This is a genomic window from Citrobacter sp. Ce119, assembly GCF_030334525.1.
GTDB classification, from domain to species: Bacteria; Pseudomonadota; Gammaproteobacteria; order Enterobacterales; family Enterobacteriaceae; genus Citrobacter; species Citrobacter europaeus.
On the sequence record NZ_JAOWDR010000047.1, the window covers coordinates 102,468 to 126,441 of the forward strand.

Below are 23,974 nucleotides of genomic sequence, written 5' to 3' on the forward strand. Positions count from 1 at the left end.
TATATAAAATAAAAATTATACAAGTGAATTGTGTTGGGCTATTCTGCGCGTGTTATATGCCTTTATTGTCACGTTTTATTTTTCGTTGACCTATTGATAGCTATTATTAATTAGCCAGCGAATAAATTGACAAGCCCGAACGACTGTTCGGGCTTTTTTTTGGGTTCCAGGTTAATACTGAGATAAACGTATTACTCAGTACTGCTCTTTTCCGCTTTTCCTGCCAGTTGGGCCAGGAAGTCGTAACGCTTTTGCAGATCGGCGGCGGCGTCTTTCCACAGCTGTTCAGCCACTTCTGGCTGTTGAGCATTCAGACGACGGAAGCGCTGCTCGTTAAGCAAAGTCTCGGCCAGGGCGTCTGACGGTGGGCGAGAGTCCAACGCCAGCGGCAGTTTGCCTTCGTCTGCGCGACGTGGATCGAAGCGGTACAGCGGCCAGAATCCGGTCGCCGTGAGCTGACGCATCTGATCATGGCTTAGTGCGAGATCGTAACCGTGCTCCTCGCATGGGCTATAGGCGATAATCAGCGACGGCCCCGGATAGGCTTCCGCTTCCTGAATAGCTTTCACCGTCTGGTTCAACTGAGCGCCCAGAGAAATCTGTGCAACATACACGTGACCGTACATCATCATGCTGACGCCAAGATCTTTGCGAGCCTTGCGTTTGCCATGCTCACCAAATTTAGTGACGGCTCCGAGCGGTGTGGCTTTCGACGCTTGCCCACCTGTGTTGGAGTAACACTGAGTATCCAGCACCAGAATATTGACGTTCTCGGTCAGGCTTAGGACGTGATCCAGGCCGCCAAAACCAATATCGTAAGCCCAGCCATCACCGCCAATCAACCAGATAGATTTCTCGACCAGCGCGTCGGCATCGGTTAACAACTGCTGTGCGCCTTCGACATCCTTCAGGTGCTGGCGCAGTGCTGCAACTTGCTCACGACGTACCTCTGGCGTGGCTTCAGCGTGCAGGGCGTCATTCAGTTCAGCCGGAATGCTATCGGCAAACTGTTCCAGCAAACGCATGACGCGCACACGATGCTGATCCACCGTCAGGCGGAAGCCCAGACCAAACTCGGCGTTATCCTCAAACAGTGAGTTTGCCCATGCAGGTCCGCGACCATTGGCGTCGGTGGTATACGGCGTTGAAGGCAGGTTACCGCCATAAATTGATGAACACCCGGTCGCATTGGCGATCAGCATGCGGTCGCCGTACAACTGCGTGAGCAGTTTGATATACGGCGTTTCACCGCAGCCAGAGCAGGCGCCAGAATATTCAAACAGTGGAGTGATCAACTGCGAGGTACGAATATCAATACGCTCCAGCTTCGTGCGATCGATTTCCGGCAGATTGAGGAAGTAGTCATAGTTAACTTTTTCCTCTTCAACATGCTCAAGGCGCGACATCATATTGATGGCCTTGATCTCCGGGTTCTGGCGATCTTTCGCCGGGCACACTTCAACGCACAGGTTACAGCCGGTGCAATCCTCTGGCGCAACCTGCAGGACATATTTCTGACCGCGCATATCGCGTGATTTCACATCCAGAGAATGCAGGCTGGCAGGGGCGTTTTCCATCGCTTCTGGTGAAACCACTTTGGCACGGATAGCCGAGTGCGGGCAGGCGGCAACGCAGTGGTTACACTGAGTACACAGCTCTTCTTTCCAGATGGGGATCTCTTCTGCAATATTGCGTTTTTCCCAACGCGTGGTGCCCATCGGCCAGGTGCCGTCTGGCGGCAGTGCTGAAACGGGGAGGGCATCGCCGAGACCGGCGAGCATCGCCGCGGTGACGGTTTTCACGAAATCAGGTGCGGCATCAGAAACCACCGGTGGGCGGTTGGCGCTATGCGGATCAACGGGCTGGAGCGCCACTTCGGCGACGGATTCACGCGCCAGGGCCAGCGCCTGCCAGTTACGTTCCACCAGATCCTGTCCTTTACTGCTGTAGCTTTTCGCAATCGCACCCTGCAATTCGATCAACGCGCTGTCGCCGGGTAAGATTTGCGTCAGATGGAAGAACGCCATCTGCATAACGGTGTTAATACGCGCAGCCAGGCCGCACTCGCGGGCAATTTTGGCGGCATTAATGACGTAGAAACGGGCTTTCTTTTGATTCAGTACAGCCTGAACTTCCTGCGGCAAACGCGACCAGACTTCATCCACGTTATACGGGGTATTAAGCAGGAAGATACCGCCTGGTTTCAGGCGCTCGGCCATTTGATACTTATCGATAAATTGCAACTGGTGACAGCCAACAAAATCGGCTTGCGACACCAGATATGCTGAGCGAATAGGTTGCTCACTGACGCGCAGGTGAGAAACCGTCAGGCCGCCTGCTTTTTTCGAATCATAGACGAAATAACCCTGCGCATACCACGGCGTAGAGTTACCGATAATCTTGATGTTGTTTTTGGTAGCCGACACGCTACCGTCGCTGCCCAGCCCGTAAAACAGCGCTTCGAGCTTAGCGCTACCGGGTAGCGTGTTTTCTGGCAGCGGTAGCGACAGGTTAGTGACATCATCATAGATCCCGACCGTAAAGCGAGGCTTCGGCCTGGCGTTACTCAGCTCATTAAAGACCGCCATGACGCAGTCCGGGCCAAACTCTTTGGAGGAAAGGCCATAACGCCCGCCAATCACGCGCGGTAGCGTTTCTCGCTCGCCGCAGTTAAAGGCTTCTGCCAACGCGGTCATCACATCCAGATATAACGGTTCAGCCTGCGCGCCAGGCTCTTTGGTGCGATCCAGGACGGCAATACTCCGTACCGTTTCCGGCAGGGCGCGTAGCAAATGTCTGGCAGAGAATGGGCGGAACAAACGCACTTTCAGAACGCCCACTTTCTCGCCGCGCGCCAGCAGCTCTTCAACGACTTCTTCACTGGTGCCAATTGCCGAGCCCATCAGAATAATGACGCGTTCTGCCTGCGGATGGCCGTAATATTCAAATGGCTGGTACTGGCGACCCGTCGCAGCGGCGAAGTCGTTCATTGCCTGCTCGACGTGATCGTAAACCGCGTTGTACCACGGGTTAGTTGCTTCGCGTGACTGGAAGTAGGTGTCAGGGTTCGCAGACGTGCCGCGAATAACCGGATGCTCAGGATTAAGTGCGCGGGCACGGTGAGCATCGATTTCCGCCTGCGGCATCAGTCCGAGGATCGTGTCATCGGCCAGCGGCACTATTTTATTAATTTCATGCGAAGTACGGAAACCATCAAAGAAATGAATAAACGGGACCCGGCTTTTGAGGGTGGCCATTTGCGAAATTAGCGCAAAGTCCTGTGCTTCCTGGACGCTGCTGGCACACAGCATTGCGCATCCCGTCTGGCGCACCGCCATCACGTCAGAATGATCGCCAAAGATCGATAATGCGTGAGTGGCTATCGTACGCGCCGCAACGTGTAGTACAAACGGGGTCAATTGACCGGCCAGTTTGTACAGCGTCGGGATCATCAGCAGCAGGCCCTGCGATGAGGTGAACGACGTAGAGAGCGCACCGGTCTGCAATGCGCCATGAACGGTCGCTATCGCACCGCCTTCCGACTGCATTTCCACGACGCGAGGAGTATCCCCCCACACGTTTTTAAGCCCGTTCCCGGCCCAGGCATCTGCCTGTTCAGCCATAGTCGAACTTGGCGTAATTGGGTAGATGGCGATAACCTCGCTGGTACGAAATGCGACTGAAGCAACCGCACCATTACCGTCAATTGTGATCATACTGACACCCTTACATTGCGCAAAAAGAGGGACACGCGTAACAGCGGCGAGTCCTGTAATTATCTTTCTATTTTAGCAAAAGCCGTTCAGACAGATTTTCGCTTTTGTGTCCCTGGAATTAACAGAATGAATGGTTTGATCAAAGGAGCAGGCAAAAAATTGCCAGAAAATGTAAACAACGCGCATAAATGCGCATATTGCCTCTCGACGGCGGTGTTTCCGCTGCCTATTATTTATGGCTGTGTCGTTTGGTTAATATTCAGAGGGGAGTAAGATGCGCGCAGCGTTTTGGGTAGGGTGTGCCGCGTTATTATTATCGGCTTGTAGCAGTGAACCTGTTCAGCAGGCAACCGCCGCGCATGTCGCACCGGGGATGAGGGCTGCAATGTCCAGTTCTGGAGAAGCTAATTGCGCCATGATTGGTGGTTCGCTCTCCGTTGCCCGTCAACTGGATGGTTCAGCTATCGGAATGTGTGCGTTACCCAACGGCAAACGCTGTAGTGAGCAGTCGCTTGCCGCCGGAAGCTGTGGCAACTATTAAGCCAGCGCGTTTCTTACATTAAGTCCGCGAGTTTATACGTCAGCGTTTGTTCTGCTGTCGCCAGCGTTAACTGGTCAGCAGTCAGATCAACCTGTGCGCCTTGCTTAAACATTTCGCTGACGATCCCGTCGAGCGCGTTAAGCTGTGGATCGGCGCACATCATGCGGGTCATCGCCATATCTTTTACCTTCAACTCGCCGTCGGACAGTTTGCCCTGACCGTGGAATTGATTACACATCTTTCCCGACACCGTCATGTTTTCACCAAAACTCAATTCGGGCGGGTTATTGGCGACGGTGACGGCCTTACCATTCACGCTCTGTAAAACGAAGCGGTGATGCTGCAACTGATCGCGATTGACGGAAACTTTTCCATTGCTCACACAGCCAGCCATCAGCATGCTGAGCGCAATCAACGTGACAACTTTCTTCATTAAATTTCTCTACGTTTGTGACGGGATACATTCAATATAATAATGATACTGAATGTTTTATCATCGGTGATTGTCTGAAAATGCCCCCCTGAAGTCAGGGGAGCACTGGGATTAAAAGAGGGCGTTTGGACAGGTTTCGCCTTTGGAGATTTGCGCCAGATTTTGCAGCGTAGTCTCAGAAATACTGGTCAATGCTTCGGCGGTCAGGAAGGCCTGATGACCGGTAAACAGCACGTTATGACAGGCCGACAGACGACGGAACACATCATCCTGAATCACGTCATTGGATTTATCTTCAAAGAACAGATCGCGTTCGTTTTCATACACGTCCATACCCAGAGAACCAATTTTCTGGTTTTTCAGCGCATCGATAGCGGCTTGCGAATCGATCAATGCGCCGCGGCTGGTGTTAATCACCATCACGCCATTTTTCATTTGCTCAAAGGCTTCATGATTGAGCAGATGATAATTCTCCGGCGTTAACGGACAGTGCAGGGAGATGACATCGGACTCTGCGAACAGAGTTTTAAGATCGACATATTCAACGCCTAACTCCAGCGCAGCTGCGCTCGGGTAAGGATCGAACGCCAGCAGACGCATACCAAAACCTTTCAGGATACGCAGCGCAGCAATCCCGATTTTACCGGTACCGATCACCCCGGCTGTTTTGCCATACATGGTAAAGCCGGTCAGGCCCTCAAGAGAGAAGTTGGCATCACGGGTACGCTGATAGGCGCGGTGAATACGGCGATTCAGCGTCATCATCATGCCAATCGCATGCTCAGCGACGGCTTCAGGTGAATAGGCCGGTACACGTACGACCTGCAGACCCAGCTCTTTTGCCGCGTCGAGATCGACGTTATTAAACCCGGCGCAACGCAGCGCGATATATTTCACGCCATGCTTTTTCAGCTCTTCCAGAACAGGGCGACTGCCATCGTCGTTGACGAAAATGCATACGGCTTCGCAGCCATGGGCAGTCTTCGCTGTTTTTTCCGTCAACAGAAAGTCAAAGAATTCAAGTTCAAAACCAAAAGCCTCGTTAACCTGCTGCAGATACTTCTTGTCGTACTGTTTTGTACTATAGATGGCGAGTTTCATAAGACTTTCTCCAGTGATTTTGAGGTCACATTAATCCAATTCAAATTATTTTACAAAATCTAAAAAGTTATTGATAGTCATAGGCGTAATGAATAATTTCAGCGCATCTGTTGTTAGTGTGGGCAGGTTACTCAATTTCAACAACCGGATATTTTTCCATCCAACTCAACCCCCAGATATCGCCGCAGATAAAAAGCCAGCCGAATCACATCCGGAAGGCTACGCTTATACAGGTAGCAAATATCGGGAGGGGTCATGTTAACTCACTCTGAAGCAAAACGATGGGCCACCTTAATGCTCAAGGCGGCATTATGCGATGGTATGAAACCTGATGAGATTTCCCGGCAGGTACATCTGGTCTGCGATCATCACGGTAGGGAGTGCCTCGAAGAACTTATCGAGGAAATTCTGATCGAAGCAGGTCGTATAGGACCTAAACATAGCGATGGACAACTGAGGCCTCATTGAGTCTGAATCTTACTATTCCCGACGGCACGTGTAACAGCGTGCCATATAATATAATGATTTATCTCATTGAATTAAATGATATTTTCCTGGTTCTCTTTCATTCATTAACTCTGTGTATACTTCATGGGAATTTATTCTTAATGTGGGCATATCCTGTTAAACATGCCACAATACTGGCCTAAACCGGCTTAAATTTTCGCTAAATCAGGATATTAACTACCCATGAAGGGTAAATATAAAGCCGTTCTGGCACTCCTCTTATTATTAATTCTCGTGCCGCTGACGCTGGTAATGACGCTTGGCCTGTGGGTTCCTACGCTGGTCGGCATCTGGTTACCGGTTGGCACGCGTATCGCGCTGGATGAGAGTCCACGGCTGACACGGCATGGGCTGCATATTCCGGAACTACGCTATCTGGTCGATGATTGCCCGCTAGCGCGCATTACTCAGGCGGATCTTTCCCATCCCAGTCGTTGGTTGCTCAATGTCGGGGCTGTGGAGCTGGATTCAGCTTGCCTGGCCAGGTTGCCGCAGACAGAATCATCCCCGGTAGCGCCCAAAACGTTGGCAGAATGGCAATCTATGCTGCCCAATACCTGGATTAACATCGACAAAGTCATTCTCTCTCCCTGGCAGGAATGGCAGGGAAAACTGTCGCTCTCGCTAACTCCCTCTAGCCAGCAACTGCGCTACCAGGGTGAAAAGGTTAAATTCCAGGGGAGCCTGCATGGGCAAAATCTCACGGTAAATGAGCTGGATATCGCCGCATTTGAAGGGCAGCCGCCGATAAAACTGGTCGGTGAATTTACCATGCCGCTGGTTCCCGATGGATTACCGGTGAGCGGTCATGCGGTTGCTACTCTGAGCTTGCCGCAGGAGCCAACGCTTGTGGATGCCGAACTTGAATGGCAAGAAAACAGCGGACAACTGATCGTCATGGCGCGAAATAATGCCGATCCGCTGCTTGATCTTCCGTGGGAAATAACCCGTCAGCAATTAACCATTAGCGACGGTCGCTGGAACTGGCCTTATCAGGGATTTCCGCTAAGCGGACGGCTGGGCATGAAAGTTGAAAACTGGCAGGCCGGGCTGGAAAATGCCGTGGTGAGCGGACGTCTGAACATACTTACTCAAGGCGATGCGGGTAAAGGAAACGCCGTATTAACGCTGGGGCCGGGCAAGTTGGGTGTGGATAGTAGCGATATGCCGTTGCAGTTGATCGGCGAGGCGAAACAGGGCGATCTCATTTTCTACGCCAGGTTACCCGCCAGACTCACCGGCAGCCTGAACGACCCGCAACTTGTTTTTGAGCCAGGGGCGCTGCTGCGTTCACGCGGACGGGTGATCGACTCGCTGGATATTGACGAAATTCGCTGGCCTTTGGCGGGCGTAAAGGTAACGCAACGCGGCGTGGATGGCCGTCTGCAGGCTATATTGCGCGCGCATGAAAACCAGATGGGCGGTTTTGAATTGCATCTGGATGGTCTGGCAAATGATTTTCTCCCCGACGCGGGTCGCTGGCAGTGGCGATATTGGGGCAAAGGCAGCTTTACGCCGATGCATGCGCGTTGGGACGTGGCGGGTAAGGGGGAATGGCATGACAATACCCTGAAGCTTTTTGATCTCTCCACCGGGTTTGATCATCTGCAATACGGCACCATGCAGGTGGAGAACCCGCGCCTGGTGATGGACGAACCCATTGTCTGGGTGCGGGATGCCAACAAACCGACGTTTAGCGGTGCGCTGTCACTGGACGCAGGGAACACCACTTTCACCGGGGGAAGTGTGTTACCACCGTCGACCCTGAAGTTCAGTGTGGAAGGCTCCGACCCGACGATTTTCCAGTATAAAGGCCAGCTCCACGCGGGGGCGATTGGCCCTGTACAGCTAAATGGTCGTTGGGACGGGATCCGACTGCGCGGACAGGCCTGGTGGCCAAAACAATCGCTCACCGTCTTTCAACCGCTCATCCCACCTGACTGGAAAATGAAGCTACGTGAAGGGGAACTGTATGCGCAGGTAGCGTTTTCAGCTGCCCCGGAACAGGGCTTTGAAGCCGGTGGTCATGGGGTATTAAAAGGCGGTAGCGCCTGGATGCCCGATAACCAAATTAATGGCGTCGATTTTGTGCTGCCTTTCCGGTTTAGCGAAGGCGCATGGCAGTTGGGTACGCGTGGGCCTATTTCACTGCGTATTGCGGAAGTGGTTAATCAGGTGACGGTGAAAAATATCGCCGCCGATCTGCAGGGGGCGTATCCCTGGAGCGAAGCTAATCCGTTACTGTTAAGCGATGTCAGCGCCGAACTGCTGGGGGGCAAAGTCATCATGCAGCAACTGCGGATGCCGCAACACGATCCTGCATTATTGCGGGTGCAGAATATCTCCTCGAGTGAGCTTATCAGCGCGGTTAACCCCAAGCAATTCGCCATGTCTGGCCCGGTCAGCGGCGCGTTGCCGTTATGGCTGGATAACGAGAAGTGGATCATTAAAGACGGATGGTTAACCAACCCGGGGCCGATGACGCTGCGTATTGATAAGGATACCGCAGATGCCGTCGTCAAAGATAATATGGCGGCGGGTGCGGCCATTAACTGGCTGCGCTATATGGAAATAAGCCATTCCTGGACGAAAATAAATCTGGATAACCTCGGCGTTTTAACCATGCAGGCAAACGTGACTGGTAATAGCCGGGTGGATGGCAAAGTGGGGACGGTTAATTTGAATTACACCCACGAGGAAAACGTCTTTACGCTCTGGCGCAGTTTGCGTTTTGGCGACAATTTACAGGCATGGCTTGAACAAAATGCAGCGCTGCCGGAACCCCATTGCCTGGAAGGCAAGGAATGTGAGGAACAACAATGAAAACGATAGCTGCCATGCTGGGTCTGCTGGCTTCATCTCTGCTGGTCGGGTGTACTCCAAGAATCGAAGTGGCTGCGCCAAAAGAGCCGATCACGATTAATATGAACGTCAAAATTGAGCATGAGATCCATATCAAAGTCGATAAAGACGTTGAGAGCTTATTAAAATCGCGCAGCGATCTGTTCTGAGGTCACAATGAAAAAACAGCTTGTAGCGATCCTTTTGGCGTTGAGTTTTTTGAGCGGCAACGTGTGGGCATTGACCCTGAGTGAAGCCAGAACCGAGGGGCGGGTGGGCGAAACGCTTAATGGTTATCTGGTGGCATTGCAAACCGACGCAGAAACGCAGGCGCTGGTGAATGAGATTAACAAAGCGCGCAGCGCCAGCTATCAGCAACTGGCCAGAAGCAACAACATTCCGCCTGATGAAGTGGCGAAAATGGCCGGGCAAAAGCTGGTTGCTCGCGCGAAACCAGGAGAGTATGTGCAGGGTATTAATGGCAAGTGGCTGAGAAAATAATCAACGGAGTTGTAGATAGAATCCGATTTCTGTTTAATCCAAAGAAAAGTAATAGGCGGGTACTGTTAATTAATCCACTATAGTCAACACCGTAAATTATCAAGGAGTGATGATGACGCTTTATCAGATCAAGCCCGCCTTCCAGGCACTTCTGCGCCCATTAATGTTCTGGCTACATAAAAAAGGCGTCACGGCGAATCACGTTACCCTTGCCGCAATGGCACTCTCTTTTGTGACCGGCGGCGTACTGGTGATTTTCCCCCAGCCTGAATACTTTGTTCTCCTGCCCATCGTGCTGTTTATTCGAATGGCGCTCAATGCCCTCGACGGTATGCTGGCGCGTGAATGTCACCAGCAGTCACGCCTTGGGGCCATTCTGAACGAGAGCGGGGATATTCTTTCAGATATAGCGCTTTATCTGCCGTTTATGCTGCTTCCTGACAGTAATGGATTGCTGGTTATGGTGATGCTGTTCTGTGCGGTAATGACGGAGTTTTGCGGCGTTCTGGCACAAACGATTAATGGCGTTCGCAGCTATGCCGGGCCGCTGGGGAAAAGTGACCGGGCGCTGGTATTTGGCGCATGGGGTCTGGCGCTGACTCTGTGGCCGCAGCTTGTACAGTGGAACAATGTGCTGTGGAGTGTTGCTATTCTCCTGCTGCTATGGACAGTGATTAACCGCTGTAGAAGCGCATTACGCGAAGAGGTGGCGCAATGATGATGCTGGAGACGTCACTCGCGGTCATTTTTGCACTGCTGCTGGTTGCAACAGCGGTGAATGGATTACTGGTGTGGCAACGACCGGATAAAGACTGGCGGGAACTGACATTACGTATACGCACCTGGTGGATAATCATCGTCCTGTTTTCTCTGGCGATTTTAAGTCCGCACTGGTTGGCGCTGACCTTTTTCGCGCTGGTCAGCTTTATGGCGTTAAAGGAGTTTTTAACGCTGGCGCCGTCGCGTCAGACCGATCGCATGCCGCTGCTGTGGATGTTCATTGCTATTCCAGTCAACTACTGGCTGATCGGTATTAACTGGTACGGCATGTTTGTGGTGTTTATCCCGGTCTACGCTTTTTTATTCTTACCCGTGCGGATGGTGATTGCGGGCGATACGCAGGGCTTCTTGCGCTACGCCTCGCAGCATCACTGGAGCCTGATGACCACCGTTTTTGCCTTCAGCCATGTCGCGTTTTTGCTGGTTCTGCCTGATGATGGTCAACAAACCGGCGCATTGCTGGTGCTGTTCCTGGTTGGCTTAACGGAATTCAATGATATTGCGCAGTACCTGTGGGGCAAATCGATTGGGCGCATCAAAGTGATCCCCAGAGTCAGCCCTAATAAGACACTGGCGGGACTGGTCGGCGGCGTAGCGACCACCACGCTGATGGCGGCGCTGCTTGGGCCGCTGATGACGCCGTTAAGCATTCCGTTGTCGCTGCTGGCGGGCTTTATTATCGGCATCAGTGGTTTTTGTGGCGATGTGGTGATGTCGGCAATCAAGCGCGATATCGGCGTGAAGGACAGCGGAACATTGCTGCCAGGTCATGGCGGGATCCTTGACCGACTGGATTCTCTGATCTTTACCGCGCCGGTGTTTTTCCATTTCATTCGCTACTTTTGCTATTAACTTATGCTGAACTCAATTCTGCGAACCCTGTTTACGCTGTGCATCGTCTGGCCGGTGATTTGGCTGTGGCTGGGGCTGCGTATCAGGCACCGGGAGCGTTTGCCTACCCGCGGCCCGGCAATTATTGTCGCCAATCACAATAGCCATATGGATGTTTTTGCGCTGCTTTCGCTCTTTCCGCTGCGCCGTCAGGCGTCGGTTCATCCGGTGGCTGCCGCTGACTATTTCCTGCGTAATAAAGCCATGGCCTGGTTTGCGCTAAATATTCTTAACATTATTCCCATTTCGCGAAAGGGCGGAGAAGCCAATCCGCTGGCGCAGTGCGAACAGGCATTACGCGACGGCAAGATCCTGATCCTCTTTCCGGAAGGCACGCGGGGCGAGCCGGGGAAACTGTCGCCGCTGAAATCCGGATTGTGGCATCTGAGCCAGTGCGTACCGGAGGTACCGATTATTCCCGTCTGGCTGCGTGGTACCGAATCTGTCATGGCGAAAGGGAATCGTATCCCGCTGCCGCTGTTTATTGATGTCAATATAGGCAGTGCGTTGTATTTTCACGGGGATAAAGCCCTCTTCATGGACGGACTCAGACAGCAACTGTTGCTGTTGGAGCAACAAACTAAAGGATTACATTCGCATGAGTGATACACGCGTACCTGACGAACGTCATTTTGTGACCAGTGACAATACCGAACTGTTTTATCGCTACTGGCCGGCAATTGCCCCTGGCGCAGCGCCTAAAGTGATCGTCATGTTCCATCGCGGACACGAACATTCCGGGCGGTTACAGCATATTGTGGACGAGCTGGCGATGCCGGATACCGCATTTTATGCCTGGGATGCGCGTGGTCATGGCCACTCTCCGGGCCAGCGCGGCTATAGTCCTTCTCTGGCGCGCTCGGTACAGGATGTCGAAGAATTTGTGCGTTTCGCCGCTGCAGACAGTCATGCCGCCATGGAAGATGTGGTGGTGGTGGCGCAAAGCGTTGGCGCGGTACTGGCCGCGACCTGGGTACATGACTATGCTCCCGCTATTCGCGGATTAGTACTGGCATCACCGGCCTTTAAAGTGAAATTGTATGTGCCGTTTGCTCGTCAGGGGTTGGCGTTAATGCACCGACTGCGCGGCCTGTTTTTCGTTAACTCTTATGTTAAGGGTAAATACCTGACGCATGACGTCGATCGTGTGGCGAGCTTTAACCTCGATACCCAGATAACCCGGGCTATTGCGGTTAATATCTTGCTGGATCTCTACAAAACGGCAGAACGCATTGTCAGCGATGCCGCCGCCATTACGATGCCTGTGCAGTTGCTGGTCTCCGGCGATGATTTCGTTGTGCATCGCCAGCCGCAAATTGATTTTTATCAGCGTCTGCGAAATCCCCTCAAAGAGCTGCACGTGCTGCCGGGTTTTTACCACGACACGCTGGGCGAAAAAGACCGGCACCTGGCGTTCGATAAAATGCGTGATTTCATTTCTACGCTCTACGCTATGCCTCCACAGCGTTTTGATTACAGCAACGAAGATCGCTGGAGCCCTGGCGCCGATACCTGGCGGATGCTCAACGGGGGACCCGCGCCGTATTCTCTCGACGATATTGCGTACCGTGGCCTGCGCTACGGAATGAAGCTTCTGGGCACACAATCAACAGGCGTGCGTCTTGGATTTGAAACCGGTTTTGATTCCGGTAGCACACTGGATTATGTCTATCGCAACCAGCCGCAGGGCAACGGTGCGCTGGGGCGTTTAATCGACAAGAACTACCTGAACAATGTCGGCTGGCAGGGGATCCGCCAGCGTAAGATTCATTTGCAGATGCTGATTAGTAAGGCTGTTGCACAGTTGAATGAGCAGGGCACGCCGGTACATGTGGTGGATATTGCTGCCGGACATGGACGCTATGTGCTTGATGCGCTGGAAGGCGAAAAGGCGGTACGTTCAATTTTATTGCGTGATTACAGTGAATTGAATGTGAATAAAGGTCGGGAAATGATCGCCAGCAGAGGCATGGCTGACATTGCGCGTTTTGAGCAAGGCGACGCCTTCAACCGCGAACAACTGGCGGCGCTGGAGCCTCGTCCTGGTCTGGGGATTGTCTCTGGTTTGTACGAGCTTTTTCCTGAAAATGCGCTGGTCAAAAACTCTCTGGCCGGGCTGGCAGAGGCGATAGCGCCGGGGGGCGTATTGATTTACACCGGGCAGCCGTGGCATCCGCAGCTTAAAACGATAGCCTGGTCGCTGACCAGTCATAAAGACGGCAAAGCATGGGTTATGCGCGTGCGTACACAGGGTGAAATGGACGCGCTGGTCCGCGAGGCGGGCTTTGAGAAGTGTACCCAACTGATTGATGAGTGGGGTATTTTCACCGTTTCTATGGCGGTACGCCGTGCATCCTGAACAGCGTAAAGTTATGGTGCAGGCGGTAGGCTGGTTACTGCTGCTGGCGCCATTTTTTTTCCTTACCTACGGCAAGGTGAATCAATATACCGCCTGGCAGGATGCTCATTATCAGAACGTTGGCAGCATCGTTTTTGCCTGGGAATCTGCCATTCCTTTTATTCCGTGGACCATCATCCCGTACTGGAGTCTGGATCTGTTTTACGGGTTATCTCTGTTTGTTTGCACTACACGTTTCGAGCAGCGTCGGTTGGTGCTCAGACTGGTACTGGCATCGTTGATTGCTTGCGCCGGTTTTTTACTGTTCCCGTTACAGTTTACCTTTACCCGCCCCGAAGTGACGGGCGCGGCGGGTTGGCTGTTTGCTCAGCTCGAACAGTTCGATCTGCCTTATAACCAGTCGCCGTCGCTGCATATCATTCTTTGTTGGCTGCTGTGGCGGCATTTCAGTCGCCATCTGTCCGGCGGCTGGCGCAGACTGTGCGATGGCTGGTCTCTACTGATCGCGGTATCGGTGCTGACCACCTGGCAGCATCACTTTATCGATATTATTACCGGGCTGGCGGCAGGAATGTTGATTGACTGGATGGTACCGGAACAATGCCGCTGGCGCTGGTGCAGACCGGATGCAGCCCGTCAGAGGCTGATGCGCCGTTACCTGCTGGGCTCGGCATTATGTTTTATTACTGCAGCGTTGCTGACGCCATGGCTGCTATGGCCAGCGATGGCCTTGTTGATGGTCGGCTGCGGTTACGCGGGATTCGGCGCGGCGGTGACGGCGAAAGATTCGCAGGGCAGGCTTTCTCCCGCGGTTTACTGGCTATCATTGCCGTGGCGTGCGGGAATGTGGCTGTCGATGCGCTGGTTTACCCGCCGTATACCGGCAGTAAGTCAGGTTGTGGCTGGCGTATATCTCGGCAGTTTTCCGCGCTCGGTACCTGCGCAAAAGGCGGTGCTTGACTTAACCTTTGAGTTTTCACGTGGGCGGGCGACGTCCTCGCGTACTTATCATTGCGTACCGATGCTGGATTTAGTGATCCCGCATGAAGCTGAACTGCAGCAGGCGGTTAGCACTCTGGAGACTCTGCGTGAGGAACAGGGAACGGTGCTGGTGCACTGTGCCTTAGGGCTGTCGCGCAGCGCAATGGTGGTTGCAGCGTGGCTGTTGCGTTATGGCCATGCGGCGACGGTAGAGCACGCCGTGGCGCAGATTCGGGCGAGTCGGCCACCGGTGGTACTGACAGATAAACATCTGGAGATGCTGCGACAATGGCAACAGAAAGTGACAATGTAACGAATGGTGATGTGCTTCAGCATGCTCTGCTGCGGCATACGCTGGCAAGCTGGCGCTTCATGCTGCTTTTTTCCCTCCCGCCGATGGCATGGGTGCTGTTTGTTGCTCCGTCAGGAGTACTGCGTGCCGTCATGGCATTGCTGTGCGCTGTGGCCTGGTTTGGTTGCTGGCGACTGTGGCTCGACGAGCGCTATTTTTCGCTGATTAATCCGCAAAACAACGAGCAGGCCGGAAGTGCGCTGTGTTTTATCTGGCGACGTGAACGGTTGAAAACGTTAACGCTGGCTGAACGGCAGTCCGGCGCATTGAAACAGTTTCGTCATACGCTCTACATGATTGCGATTTTGTGGGCTTTCTGGCTGATGCTGTTGATGTAGCATTCATCTGGATTATTCATCAACATCGCAATAGTTGCCACACGGCATCAAATTCAGGCTGATATAGTTCTATATCGGTCGCGATGCGGAGTGAGATCATGTGGCTTCTCAAGTGGTATGTCTGGAATCGTTGGGTATTCAAGCTATTAAGCCGGGATGTCGCCGAGCCAGAACAATTTTTGCTGCATTGCTGGGAAGAGAATCTGGCGAAATGCAGGGATTATGCAACCATCTGGCGTGATATTAATCGCATTCACGGCAAACAGGTTCGGGTGCAGGTAAAGAAGTAAATACTGGAGAAACCCTCCCACCGGATGGTGAGAGGGTGAATTATCAGGCAGCGACGACGCTGTCGATAGCGGCTTTCGCATCGGACTGCGCTTTGGTCGCCACTTCCGGACCGTACGCAATGCCTTCCGCAAAGACGACGTTCACGTCGGTGATGCCGATAAAGCCCAGGAATACGTTCAGATACGGCGTGATCAGGTCGGTCGGCGTATCTTTATGGATACCACCACGGCTGGTCAGTACTACTGCGCGTTTCCCTGTTACCAGACCTTCCGGACCTTTCTCGGTATAACGGAAGGTTACGCCAGCACGGGCAATCAGGTCGAAATAGTTTTTCAGCTGCGTTGGGATGTTGAAGTTATACATCGGCGCGGCGATAACAATTACATCATGCGCTTTCAGCTCAGCAATCAGTTCGTCGGACAACGCCAGCGCTTCTTGTTGACGCGGGGTCAGCGGCGCATCGCTCGGGCGCAGGGCACCCACCAGCTCGCCATCCAGTACCGGAACAGGATTTGCAGCCAGGTCGCGGACGGTGATTTCATCAGCGGAGTGCTTTTCACGCCACTGTTCAACAAAATAATCAGACAACTGACCAGACTGAGAGTACCCTGCCAGAATACTGGATTTCAGAACTAATACCTTGCTCATGGGTGTTTCCTTATATGTGTTTGAAGGGGTTATGCCCCGTTGCTTGTTGACACTTTATTCACAATCCTGTCGCAGTGATAGCGCAATATATCGAATCCTATGTTCGAAATTATTGAACAACACATGAAAAGCGCCGATGTGGTACTCTATACCTATCATCTAAAAGAGATTTAACCCGGCAGAGCACTGCCTTTTAACGCTATGACAGAACAACAAAAATTAACCTTCAACATGTTGCAGCAACAGCTGGATTCACTGATGCTGCGTGACAGACAGCGTTTTGCCCGCCGCCTGCACGGTGTTAAGAAGGTTAAAAATCCTGATGCACAACAGGCCATTTACCAGGAGATGGCAAAAGAGATTGATCACGCAGCCGGTAAAGTTGTGCTGCGTGAAGCGGCGCGTCCGGTCATCAGCTATCCGGAGAACCTGCCAGTCAGCCAGAAAAAACAGGATATTCTGGAAGCAATTCGCGACCATCAGGTGGTGATTGTTGCCGGTGAGACCGGGTCAGGTAAAACCACCCAGTTACCCAAAATCTGTATGGAGCTCGGACGCGGGATAAAAGGGCTGATCGGCCATACCCAACCGCGTCGACTGGCGGCGCGTACGGTAGCGAACCGTATTGCGGAAGAACTGCAAACCGAGCCGGGTGGCTGTATCGGCTATAAGGTCCGTTTTAGCGATCATGTCAGCGACAACACGATGGTGAAGCTGATGACGGACGGTATCTTGCTGGCGGAAATCCAGCAGGATCGGCTGCTAATGCAGTACGACACTATCATCATTGATGAAGCGCATGAACGCAGCCTGAATATCGATTTTCTGCTCGGCTATCTGAAAGAGCTTCTGCCGCGCCGTCCGGATCTAAAAATTATCATCACTTCGGCGACTATCGACCCGGAGCGTTTTTCAAAGCATTTCAATAATGCGCCGATTATCGAAGTCTCCGGTCGAACGTATCCGGTGGAAGTTCGCTATCGTCCGATTGTTGAAGATGCAGATGATACCGAACGTGACCAACTGCAGGCTATTTTTGATGCTGTAGAGGAATTAGGCCGTGAAAGTCAGGGCGACATTCTGATCTTTATGAGCGGCGAGCGCGAAATCCGCGACACCGCCGATGCCCTGAATAAGCTGGATTTACGCCACACCGAAGTGCTGCCGTTGTATGCGCGTCTCTCCAATAGCGAGCAGAACCGCGTGTTCCAGTCGCACAGCGGTCGCCGTATCGTGCTGGCGACCAACGTGGCGGAAACGTCGCTGACCGTACCGGGCATCAAGTATGTGATTGACCCGGGTACTGCGCGTATTAGTCGTTACAGTTACCGCACCAAAGTCCAGCGCTTACCGATAGAACCGGTGTCACAGGCTTCCGCTAACCAGCGTAAAGGCCGCTGCGGTCGTGTTTCGGAAGGGATCTGTATTCGTCTGTATTCCGAAGATGATTTCCTGTCTCGCCCTGAGTTTACCGATCCGGAGATCCTGCGTACTAACCTGGCGTCCGTTATTTTGCAGATGACGGCGTTGGGGTTGGGCGATATCGCGGCGTTTCCGTTTGTTGAGGCACCGGATAAACGCAATATTCAGGACGGCGTACGCCTGCTCGAAGAGCTGGGGGCGATAACCACCGACGAACAGGCAACCGCTTATAAGTTAACGCCGTTGGGCCGTCAGCTGTCGCAACTGCCGGTGGATCCGCGTCTGGCGCGCATGGTGCTGGAAGCGCAAAAACATGGCTGTGTGCGTGAGGCGATGATCATTACCTCGGCGCTGTCTATTCAGGATCCGCGCGAGCGTCCGATGGACAAGCAGCAGGCTTCCGACGAGAAGCATCGCCGTTTCCATGACAAAGAGTCTGATTTCCTCGCATTTGTGAATCTGTGGAACTATCTCGGCGAGCAGCAAAAAGCGCTGTCGTCAAACCAGTTCCGTCGCCAGTGCAAACTTGATTTTCTGAACTACCTGCGCGTGCGTGAATGGCAGGATATTTACACCCAGCTGCGTCAGGTAGTGAAAGAGTTAGGGATCCCGGTTAACAGCGAACCAGCTGAATACCGGGAAATCCACGTCGCGCTGCTGACCGGTTTACTGTCGCATATCGGGATGAAAGATACCGATAAACAGGAGTTTACCGGTGCGCGTAACGCCCGCTTCTCGATCTTTCCGGGCTCCGGTCTATTTAAAAAACCGCCGAAGTGGACGATGGTAGCGGAGCTGGTGGAAACCAGTCGCCTGTGGGGACGTATTGCCGCACGCATCGATCCTGAGTGGGTTGAACCGGTTGCCCAGCATCTGATCAAACGTTCATACAGTGAACCGCACTGGGAACGTGCGCAGGGCGCGGTGATGGCAACAGAAAAGGTCACCGTCTACGGTTTACCGATTGTGGCGGCCCGTAAGGTGAACTACAGCCAGATCGATCCCGCACTGTCGCGTGAGTTGTTCATCCGCCATGCGCTGGTGGAAGGTGACTGGCAAACGCGCCATGCGTTTTTCCGCGATAACCTGAAGCTACGGGCGGAAGTGGAAGAGTTAGAGCACAAATCGCGCCGTCGCGACATTCTGGTCGATGATGAGACGCTGTTTGAGTTTTACGACCAGCGCATCAGCCATGATGCGGTCTCTGCGCGTCACTTTGACAGCTGGTGGAAAAAGGTCAGCCGTGAAACGCCGGATCTGCTCAACTTTGAAAAGAGCATGCTTATCAAAGAGGGCGCGGAAAAAATCAGTAAGCTGGATTACCCGAACTTCTGGCATCAGGGTAACCTCAAACTTCGCCTGAGCTATCAGTTCGAACCGGGAGCTGATGCGGACGGTGTGACTGTGCATATTCCGCTGCCGCTGCTCAATCAGATCGACGAGAGCGGTTTTGAATGGCAAATTCCGGGGCTACGCCGCGAACTGGTGATCGCCCTGATTAAGTCGCTGCCGAAACCGGTACGACGCAACTTTGTGCCTGCGCCGAACTATGCCGAAGCGTTTTTAGGTCGCGTCACGCCGCTGGAACTGCCGCTGCTGGACTCGCTGGAGCGTGAACTGCGCCGCATGACCGGCGTTACCGTTGACCGTGAAGACTGGCACTGGGATCAGGTGCCCGATCACCTGAAAATCACCTTCCGGGTCGTGGATGATAAAAATAAGAAGCTGCAGGAAGGGCGTTCGCTGCAAGATTTGAAGGATGCGCTGAAGGGTAAAGTTCAGGAAACATTGTCTGCGGTGGCGGATGACGGTATCGAACAGAGCGGGTTGCACATCTGGAGCTTCGGTCAGCTTCCGGAAAGTTACGAACAAAAACGCGGTAACTATAAGGTCAAAGCGTGGCCAGCGCTGGTGGATGAGCGTGACAGCGTCGCCATCAAACTGTTTGATAACCCACTGGAGCAACAGCAGGCGATGTGGTGTGGTTTACGCCGCCTGTTGTTGCTGAATATTCCATCACCGATCAAATATTTGCATGAAAAACTGCCCAACAAAGCCAAGCTGGGATTGTACTTTAACCCGTACGGTAAAGTGCTGGATTTGATTGACGACTGTATCTCCTGCGGTGTGGATCAGTTAATTGACGCCAACGGCGGTCCGGTGTGGACCGAAGAAGGCTTCACCGCGCTGCATGAGAAAGTGCGGGCTGAACTGAACGATACGGTGGTGGATATTGCTAAGCAGGTCGAGCAGATCCTGACCGCGGTATTTAATATCAACAAACGTCTGAAAGGGCGCGTGGATATGACCATGGCGCTGGGGCTTGCGGATATCAAAGCGCAGATGGGCGGGCTGGTGTACCGTGGATTTGTTACCGGCAATGGTTTCAAACGTCTCGGCGATACGTTGCGCTATTTGCAGGCTATCGAAAAACGCCTGGAGAAACTGGCTATCGACCCACATCGTGACCGTGCGCAAATGCTGAAAGTAGATAGCGTGCAGCAGGCCTGGCAGCAGTGGTTCAATAAACTGCCTCCCGCGCGGCGTGAAGATGATGATGTCAAAGAGATCCGCTGGATGATAGAAGAGCTGCGCGTCAGCTATTTTGCCCAGCAGCTTGGTACGCCGTATCCCATCTCCGATAAACGTATTTTGCAGGCGATGGAGCAGATTACAGGGTAATACGGTGCTGGACTGTAGGCCGGATAAGGCGTAGCCGCCATCCGGCATCTGTATCCGGTAAAGAATAAACGCCAGGAGTTATAAGTATGAGTCAGTTTCCGATACTTGCCGCAACCACCCTCGCGGCTATAAATACCGTAGGGCGATGGTTGGCGCAGAATGATTTTACGGGAAATATCACCGTTCAATCAGATTGCGTGATTCTGGCAGGGAACGCGGTTATTCCGACTATCGACGCCGCCTGCCGGATCGCCAAAGAGCAACAGGTTCCCTTGTTGATTAGCGGTGGTATCGGCCACTCCACACGATTTCTGTATGACGCGATTGCAGAGCATCCTCGTTACAACATCATTCGTACCACCGGACGTGCGGAAGCGGCGATCCTTGCTGATATCGCTCATCAGTTCTGGCAAATCCCGGGAGAGAAGATTTGGGTGGAAGACCAGTCAACAAACTGCGGCGAGAATGCCCGATTTAGCTGTGCATTACTGAATCAGGCGACAGAAAGTATTCATACCGTCATTGTGGTGCAGGATCCGACTATGCAACGTCGCACGATGGCAACGTTTCAGCGCGTGACCCGCGATGAGCCCCATGCGCCGCGCTGGCTGAGTTTCCCTGGATTCATCCCTGAGTTGGCCCAACGGCAAGACGGCGTGGATTTTGTGCCAGCAGCAGAAGGTTTGTGGTCGGTAGATCGCTATCTTTCTCTCATTACCGGTGAGCTTCCGCGCTTGCGTGATGATGCCACCGGCTACGGACCTTGCGGCCGCGATTTTATTGCCCATGTTGATATTCCTCAGAACGTTGAGCAAGCCTGGCAGCAGTTGCAAAATGACACCGCGCTGACTGACTTACTGGAAAGCCGTTCTCTGTAATTCCTGCTGCCCGTTTGTTGATGTTTTGCGGCAAACGGGCAGAAATCCCACCTGGTTTTTCTCTTTATCCTTACTTTGCCAGACGCTTTTATGAAGCCGCTCACAGAACAGCCACTCCGGCCATAATGTGACAGGCATGATTGATATTAATTAACAATAGTTTTACTTGTTAAAAACAATTCAATCACAGGAGAGCCGCATGTCAGTACCCGTACAACATCCTATGTATATCGATGGGCAGTTTGTGACCTGGCACGATGACGCCTGGATTGATGTCGTCAATCCGGCCACAGAAGAGGTGATCTCGCGTATTCCCGATGGCCGCGCCGAAGATGCGCGTAAAGCTATCGATGCGGCGGAACGCGCCCAGCCGCAATGGGAAGCGCTGCCCGCCATTGAACGGGCGAACTGGTTACGCAAAATTTCTGCGGGTATTCGCCAGCGAGCCAGTGAAATCAGCGCGCTGATTGTGGCGGAGGGCGGAAAAATACAGCAACTGGCAGACGTCGAAGTCTCGTTTACCGCCGACTATATCGATTATATGGCGGAGTGGGCGCGTCGCTATGAAGGCGAGATCCTGCAAAGCGATCGTCCGGGCGAGAATATCTTGCTGTTTAAACGTGCTTTGGGCGTGACTACGGGCATTCTGCCGTGGAACTTCCCATTTTTCCTGATTGCCCGCAAACTGGCTCCCGCATTACTGACGGGGAATACCATTGTCATTAAACCGAGTGAATTCACCCCGAATAACGCCATCGCTTTTGCCAAAATTGTTGATGACATTGGCTTACCGCGCGGCGTCTTTAATCTGGTGCTGGGACGCGGTGAAACGGTCGGTCAGGAGCTGGCCGGAAACCCGAAGGTCGCCATGGTGAGCATGACCGGTAGCGTCGGCGCGGGGGAGAAAATTATGGCCGCAGCGGCGAAAAATATCACTAAAGTGTGTCTGGAACTTGGCGGTAAAGCTCCGGCGATTGTGATGGATGATGCGGATCTCGAGCTGGCGGTGAAGGCCATTGTCGACTCCCGTGTGATTAACACCGGGCAGGTGTGCAACTGTGCCGAGCGCGTGTACGTTCAGAAAGGTATTTATGATCAGTTCGTCAATCGTCTGGGCGAGGCGATGAAAGCCGTACAGTTCGGCAATCCGGCGGAACGCAACGACATCGCGATGGGACCGCTGATCAATGCCGCTGCGCTGGAGCGTGTCGAGCAGAAAGTTGCACGGGCGGTGCAGGAAGGCGCCCGTGTGGTGTTGGGCGGTAAGGCCGTTGCCGGCAAAGGTTATTACTACCCGCCGACGTTGCTGTTAGACGTGCACCAGGAGATGGCGATAATGCACGAGGAGACGTTTGGTCCGGTGCTGCCGGTGGTGGCGTTTGATACGCTGGATCAGGCGCTGACGATGGCTAATGACAGCGACTACGGTCTGACCTCATCGATCTATACGCAGAATCTGAATACGGCGATGAAAGCCATTAAAGGGCTGAAGTTTGGCGAAACCTATATTAACCGAGAAAACTTCGAGGCGATGCAAGGCTTTCACGCTGGCTGGCGCAAGTCCGGGATTGGCGGGGCCGACGGTAAACACGGTCTGAACGAATACCTGCAAACGCAGGTGGTGTATTTGCAGTCCTAAGTTTCTCGCCGGGTGAGCCGCCTGTACGCCACCCGGCGCAATTCTCACACTTTGGTGGCGATCCAGTTCATCATCATTTCCGGCCAGATGGCCAGCGGTAACCCCTGTGCATCGCGAATACCAAATCCGTGCTTACCGCGTTCAAACAGATGCATTTCGACCGAAACCCCCAGCTCACGTAGCGCATTAAAGAAGACCAGGCTGTTTTCCACCTTCACCGCTGGATCGTCAATGGCGTGTAGCAGGAACGTCGGCGGCGTTGTGTTATCCGCTCGTTCTTCAAGAGAATAGCGCTGCAGGTCTTCCTTTTCGGGCGTAGCGCCAACCAGCTCCAGACGAGAGCCTGGGTGACCGATGTCTTCGCGCAGGGTGACAACCGGGTACACCAGCGCCATGAAGGCAGGACGCGCAGGTTGCTCGTCTACGTCATCAATTGGCGTATAAACCGATTCGGCAAACCGGGTTCCCAGACTGGCGGCTACGTGACCACCGGAGGAGAAGCCCAACACCCCGATACGGTCAGGGTTAATTTTCCATTCATGGGCGTTGGCGCGAATGTAGCGCATGGCGCGTTGGGCATCGGCCAGCGGTGCATTGGCGCCTTCTTCGTGCCCATCGCCCGGCATGCGGTAGGTCATCACAAACAGGGTATAACCGCGGGCGTTAAAGAACGGTGCCAGTGCGCTGCCTTCTTTATCCATCACCACGCGACGATAAGAGCCGCCAGGGGTAACAAGGATCCCTGTGCCGTTAGGTTTGGCAGGGGCGTAAACGGTAATTTCCGGGGCGCGAATGCCGGTGACCGCGCGATCGTAATCAGACGTTCCGGTATGTCGGGGTTCAGGCGTAAATACCGCATCGCTGTTTTTTGCTCCGGGGGCTTCACCCTGTGGCCAGAATGGGAAGGTGGCGGCGTGGGCAACGGCTTGCTCCATCATGTTTTCTAATGTTTCACGACTCAGTGCTTCCATTACAATGCTCCCTCTGTGGCAAAGGTTAGCTATAGCACAGTTCATATATTGAAAACGGGGAGAGACTCACAACGTATTGAATTCGCGGGAAATGAAAGAGGG

Annotated in this window: 19 protein-coding genes; 14 read left to right on the forward strand and 5 right to left on the reverse strand. The window is 53.2% G+C overall.

Annotated features, from left to right (window positions below; genetic code table 11):
* Positions 1-191 precede the first annotated feature (191 nt).
* The gene (gene nifJ, locus OGV80_RS09280; RefSeq protein WP_200000635.1) at positions 192-3,716 is read right to left on the reverse strand and encodes a pyruvate:ferredoxin (flavodoxin) oxidoreductase; all 3,525 of its coding nucleotides are present in this window, start codon (positions 3,714-3,716) and stop codon (positions 192-194) included.
* Positions 3,717-3,990: 274 nt separating this feature from the next.
* Between nifJ and OGV80_RS09285 the strand changes: the two genes are divergently transcribed.
* Positions 3,991-4,257 carry a putative hemolysin gene (locus tag OGV80_RS09285; RefSeq protein WP_045442854.1) on the forward strand — a complete coding sequence of 89 codons (267 nt, stop codon included), beginning with the start codon at positions 3,991-3,993 and terminating at the stop codon, positions 4,255-4,257.
* Positions 4,258-4,270: 13 nt separating this feature from the next.
* Here the strand turns inward: OGV80_RS09285 and hslJ are convergent, their stop codons facing one another.
* Together hslJ and OGV80_RS09295 are read right to left on the reverse strand one after the other, a co-directional pair.
* Positions 4,271-4,690 carry a heat shock protein HslJ gene (gene hslJ / locus OGV80_RS09290; protein ID WP_047411022.1) on the reverse strand — a complete coding sequence of 140 codons (420 nt, stop codon included), beginning with the start codon at positions 4,688-4,690 and terminating at the stop codon, positions 4,271-4,273.
* Between the two features lie 111 nt (positions 4,691-4,801).
* Positions 4,802-5,791, reverse strand: a complete 990-nt coding sequence (locus OGV80_RS09295; RefSeq protein WP_003833196.1) for a 2-hydroxyacid dehydrogenase — start codon at positions 5,789-5,791, stop codon at positions 4,802-4,804.
* Between the two features lie 690 nt (positions 5,792-6,481).
* On the opposite strand from OGV80_RS09295, the gene OGV80_RS09300 reads away from it, so the two are divergent.
* The 10 genes from OGV80_RS09300 to OGV80_RS09345 all read left to right on the forward strand — a co-directional run bounded on the left by OGV80_RS09300 (position 6,482) and on the right by OGV80_RS09345 (position 15,631).
* Positions 6,482-9,121 (forward strand): YdbH family protein, encoded by a 2,640-nt coding sequence (locus OGV80_RS09300; protein ID WP_087053382.1) that lies wholly within the window; start codon positions 6,482-6,484, stop codon positions 9,119-9,121.
* Positions 9,118-9,309 (forward strand): YnbE family lipoprotein, encoded by a 192-nt coding sequence (locus OGV80_RS09305; RefSeq protein ID WP_003020350.1) that lies wholly within the window; start codon positions 9,118-9,120, stop codon positions 9,307-9,309. The genes OGV80_RS09300 and OGV80_RS09305 overlap by 4 nt, the downstream gene beginning before the upstream one ends.
* A gap of 7 nt (positions 9,310-9,316) precedes the next feature.
* Positions 9,317-9,640, forward strand: a complete 324-nt coding sequence (locus OGV80_RS09310; RefSeq protein WP_087053381.1) for a YdbL family probable chaperone protein — start codon at positions 9,317-9,319, stop codon at positions 9,638-9,640.
* Between the two features lie 112 nt (positions 9,641-9,752).
* Entirely contained in the window at positions 9,753-10,358 is a 606-nt protein-coding gene (locus OGV80_RS09315; protein WP_075146222.1) for a CDP-alcohol phosphatidyltransferase family protein, read from the forward strand.
* Positions 10,355-11,272, forward strand: a complete 918-nt coding sequence (locus OGV80_RS09320) for a phosphatidate cytidylyltransferase (RefSeq protein WP_087053380.1) — start codon at positions 10,355-10,357, stop codon at positions 11,270-11,272. The genes OGV80_RS09315 and OGV80_RS09320 overlap by 4 nt, the downstream gene beginning before the upstream one ends.
* 3 nt (positions 11,273-11,275) lie before the next feature.
* Positions 11,276-11,917 (forward strand): lysophospholipid acyltransferase family protein, encoded by a 642-nt coding sequence (locus OGV80_RS09325; protein ID WP_087053379.1) that lies wholly within the window; start codon positions 11,276-11,278, stop codon positions 11,915-11,917.
* Positions 11,910-13,670: a bifunctional alpha/beta hydrolase/class I SAM-dependent methyltransferase gene (locus OGV80_RS09330; protein WP_087053378.1), complete on the forward strand. Its 1,761-nt coding sequence runs from the start codon at positions 11,910-11,912 to the stop codon at positions 13,668-13,670. Before OGV80_RS09325 ends, OGV80_RS09330 begins: the two co-directional genes overlap by 8 nt.
* Complete coding sequence (locus OGV80_RS09335; RefSeq protein WP_236019721.1) at positions 13,660-14,964, forward strand: phosphatase PAP2/dual specificity phosphatase family protein; 1,305 nt, start codon at positions 13,660-13,662, stop codon at positions 14,962-14,964. Before OGV80_RS09330 ends, OGV80_RS09335 begins: the two co-directional genes overlap by 11 nt.
* The gene (locus OGV80_RS09340; protein ID WP_087053377.1) at positions 14,940-15,341 is read left to right on the forward strand and encodes a hypothetical protein; all 402 of its coding nucleotides are present in this window, start codon (positions 14,940-14,942) and stop codon (positions 15,339-15,341) included. Before OGV80_RS09335 ends, OGV80_RS09340 begins: the two co-directional genes overlap by 25 nt.
* 98 nt (positions 15,342-15,439) lie before the next feature.
* Entirely contained in the window at positions 15,440-15,631 is a 192-nt protein-coding gene (locus OGV80_RS09345) for a hypothetical protein (RefSeq protein WP_043016219.1), read from the forward strand.
* 43 nt (positions 15,632-15,674) lie between these two features.
* On the opposite strand, the gene azoR is transcribed toward OGV80_RS09345, so the two are convergent.
* Positions 15,675-16,280 (reverse strand): FMN-dependent NADH-azoreductase, encoded by a 606-nt coding sequence (azoR, locus tag OGV80_RS09350; RefSeq protein ID WP_043016220.1) that lies wholly within the window; start codon positions 16,278-16,280, stop codon positions 15,675-15,677.
* 201 nt (positions 16,281-16,481) lie between these two features.
* On the opposite strand from azoR, the gene hrpA reads away from it, so the two are divergent.
* The 3 genes from hrpA to aldA all read left to right on the forward strand — a co-directional run bounded on the left by hrpA (position 16,482) and on the right by aldA (position 22,901).
* Positions 16,482-20,384 (forward strand): ATP-dependent RNA helicase HrpA, encoded by a 3,903-nt coding sequence (gene hrpA / locus OGV80_RS09355; RefSeq protein WP_286514641.1) that lies wholly within the window; start codon positions 16,482-16,484, stop codon positions 20,382-20,384.
* 80 nt (positions 20,385-20,464) lie between these two features.
* Positions 20,465-21,262 carry a YdcF family protein gene (locus tag OGV80_RS09360; RefSeq protein WP_170928007.1) on the forward strand — a complete coding sequence of 266 codons (798 nt, stop codon included), beginning with the start codon at positions 20,465-20,467 and terminating at the stop codon, positions 21,260-21,262.
* 199 nt (positions 21,263-21,461) lie between these two features.
* Positions 21,462-22,901 carry an aldehyde dehydrogenase gene (gene aldA, locus OGV80_RS09365; protein ID WP_286514643.1) on the forward strand — a complete coding sequence of 480 codons (1,440 nt, stop codon included), beginning with the start codon at positions 21,462-21,464 and terminating at the stop codon, positions 22,899-22,901.
* A 44-nt stretch (positions 22,902-22,945) separates the two neighbouring features.
* Here the strand turns inward: aldA and OGV80_RS09370 are convergent, their stop codons facing one another.
* Positions 22,946-23,872, reverse strand: a complete 927-nt coding sequence (locus tag OGV80_RS09370; RefSeq protein WP_200000644.1) for an alpha/beta hydrolase — start codon at positions 23,870-23,872, stop codon at positions 22,946-22,948.
* Positions 23,873-23,974 lie beyond the last annotated feature (102 nt).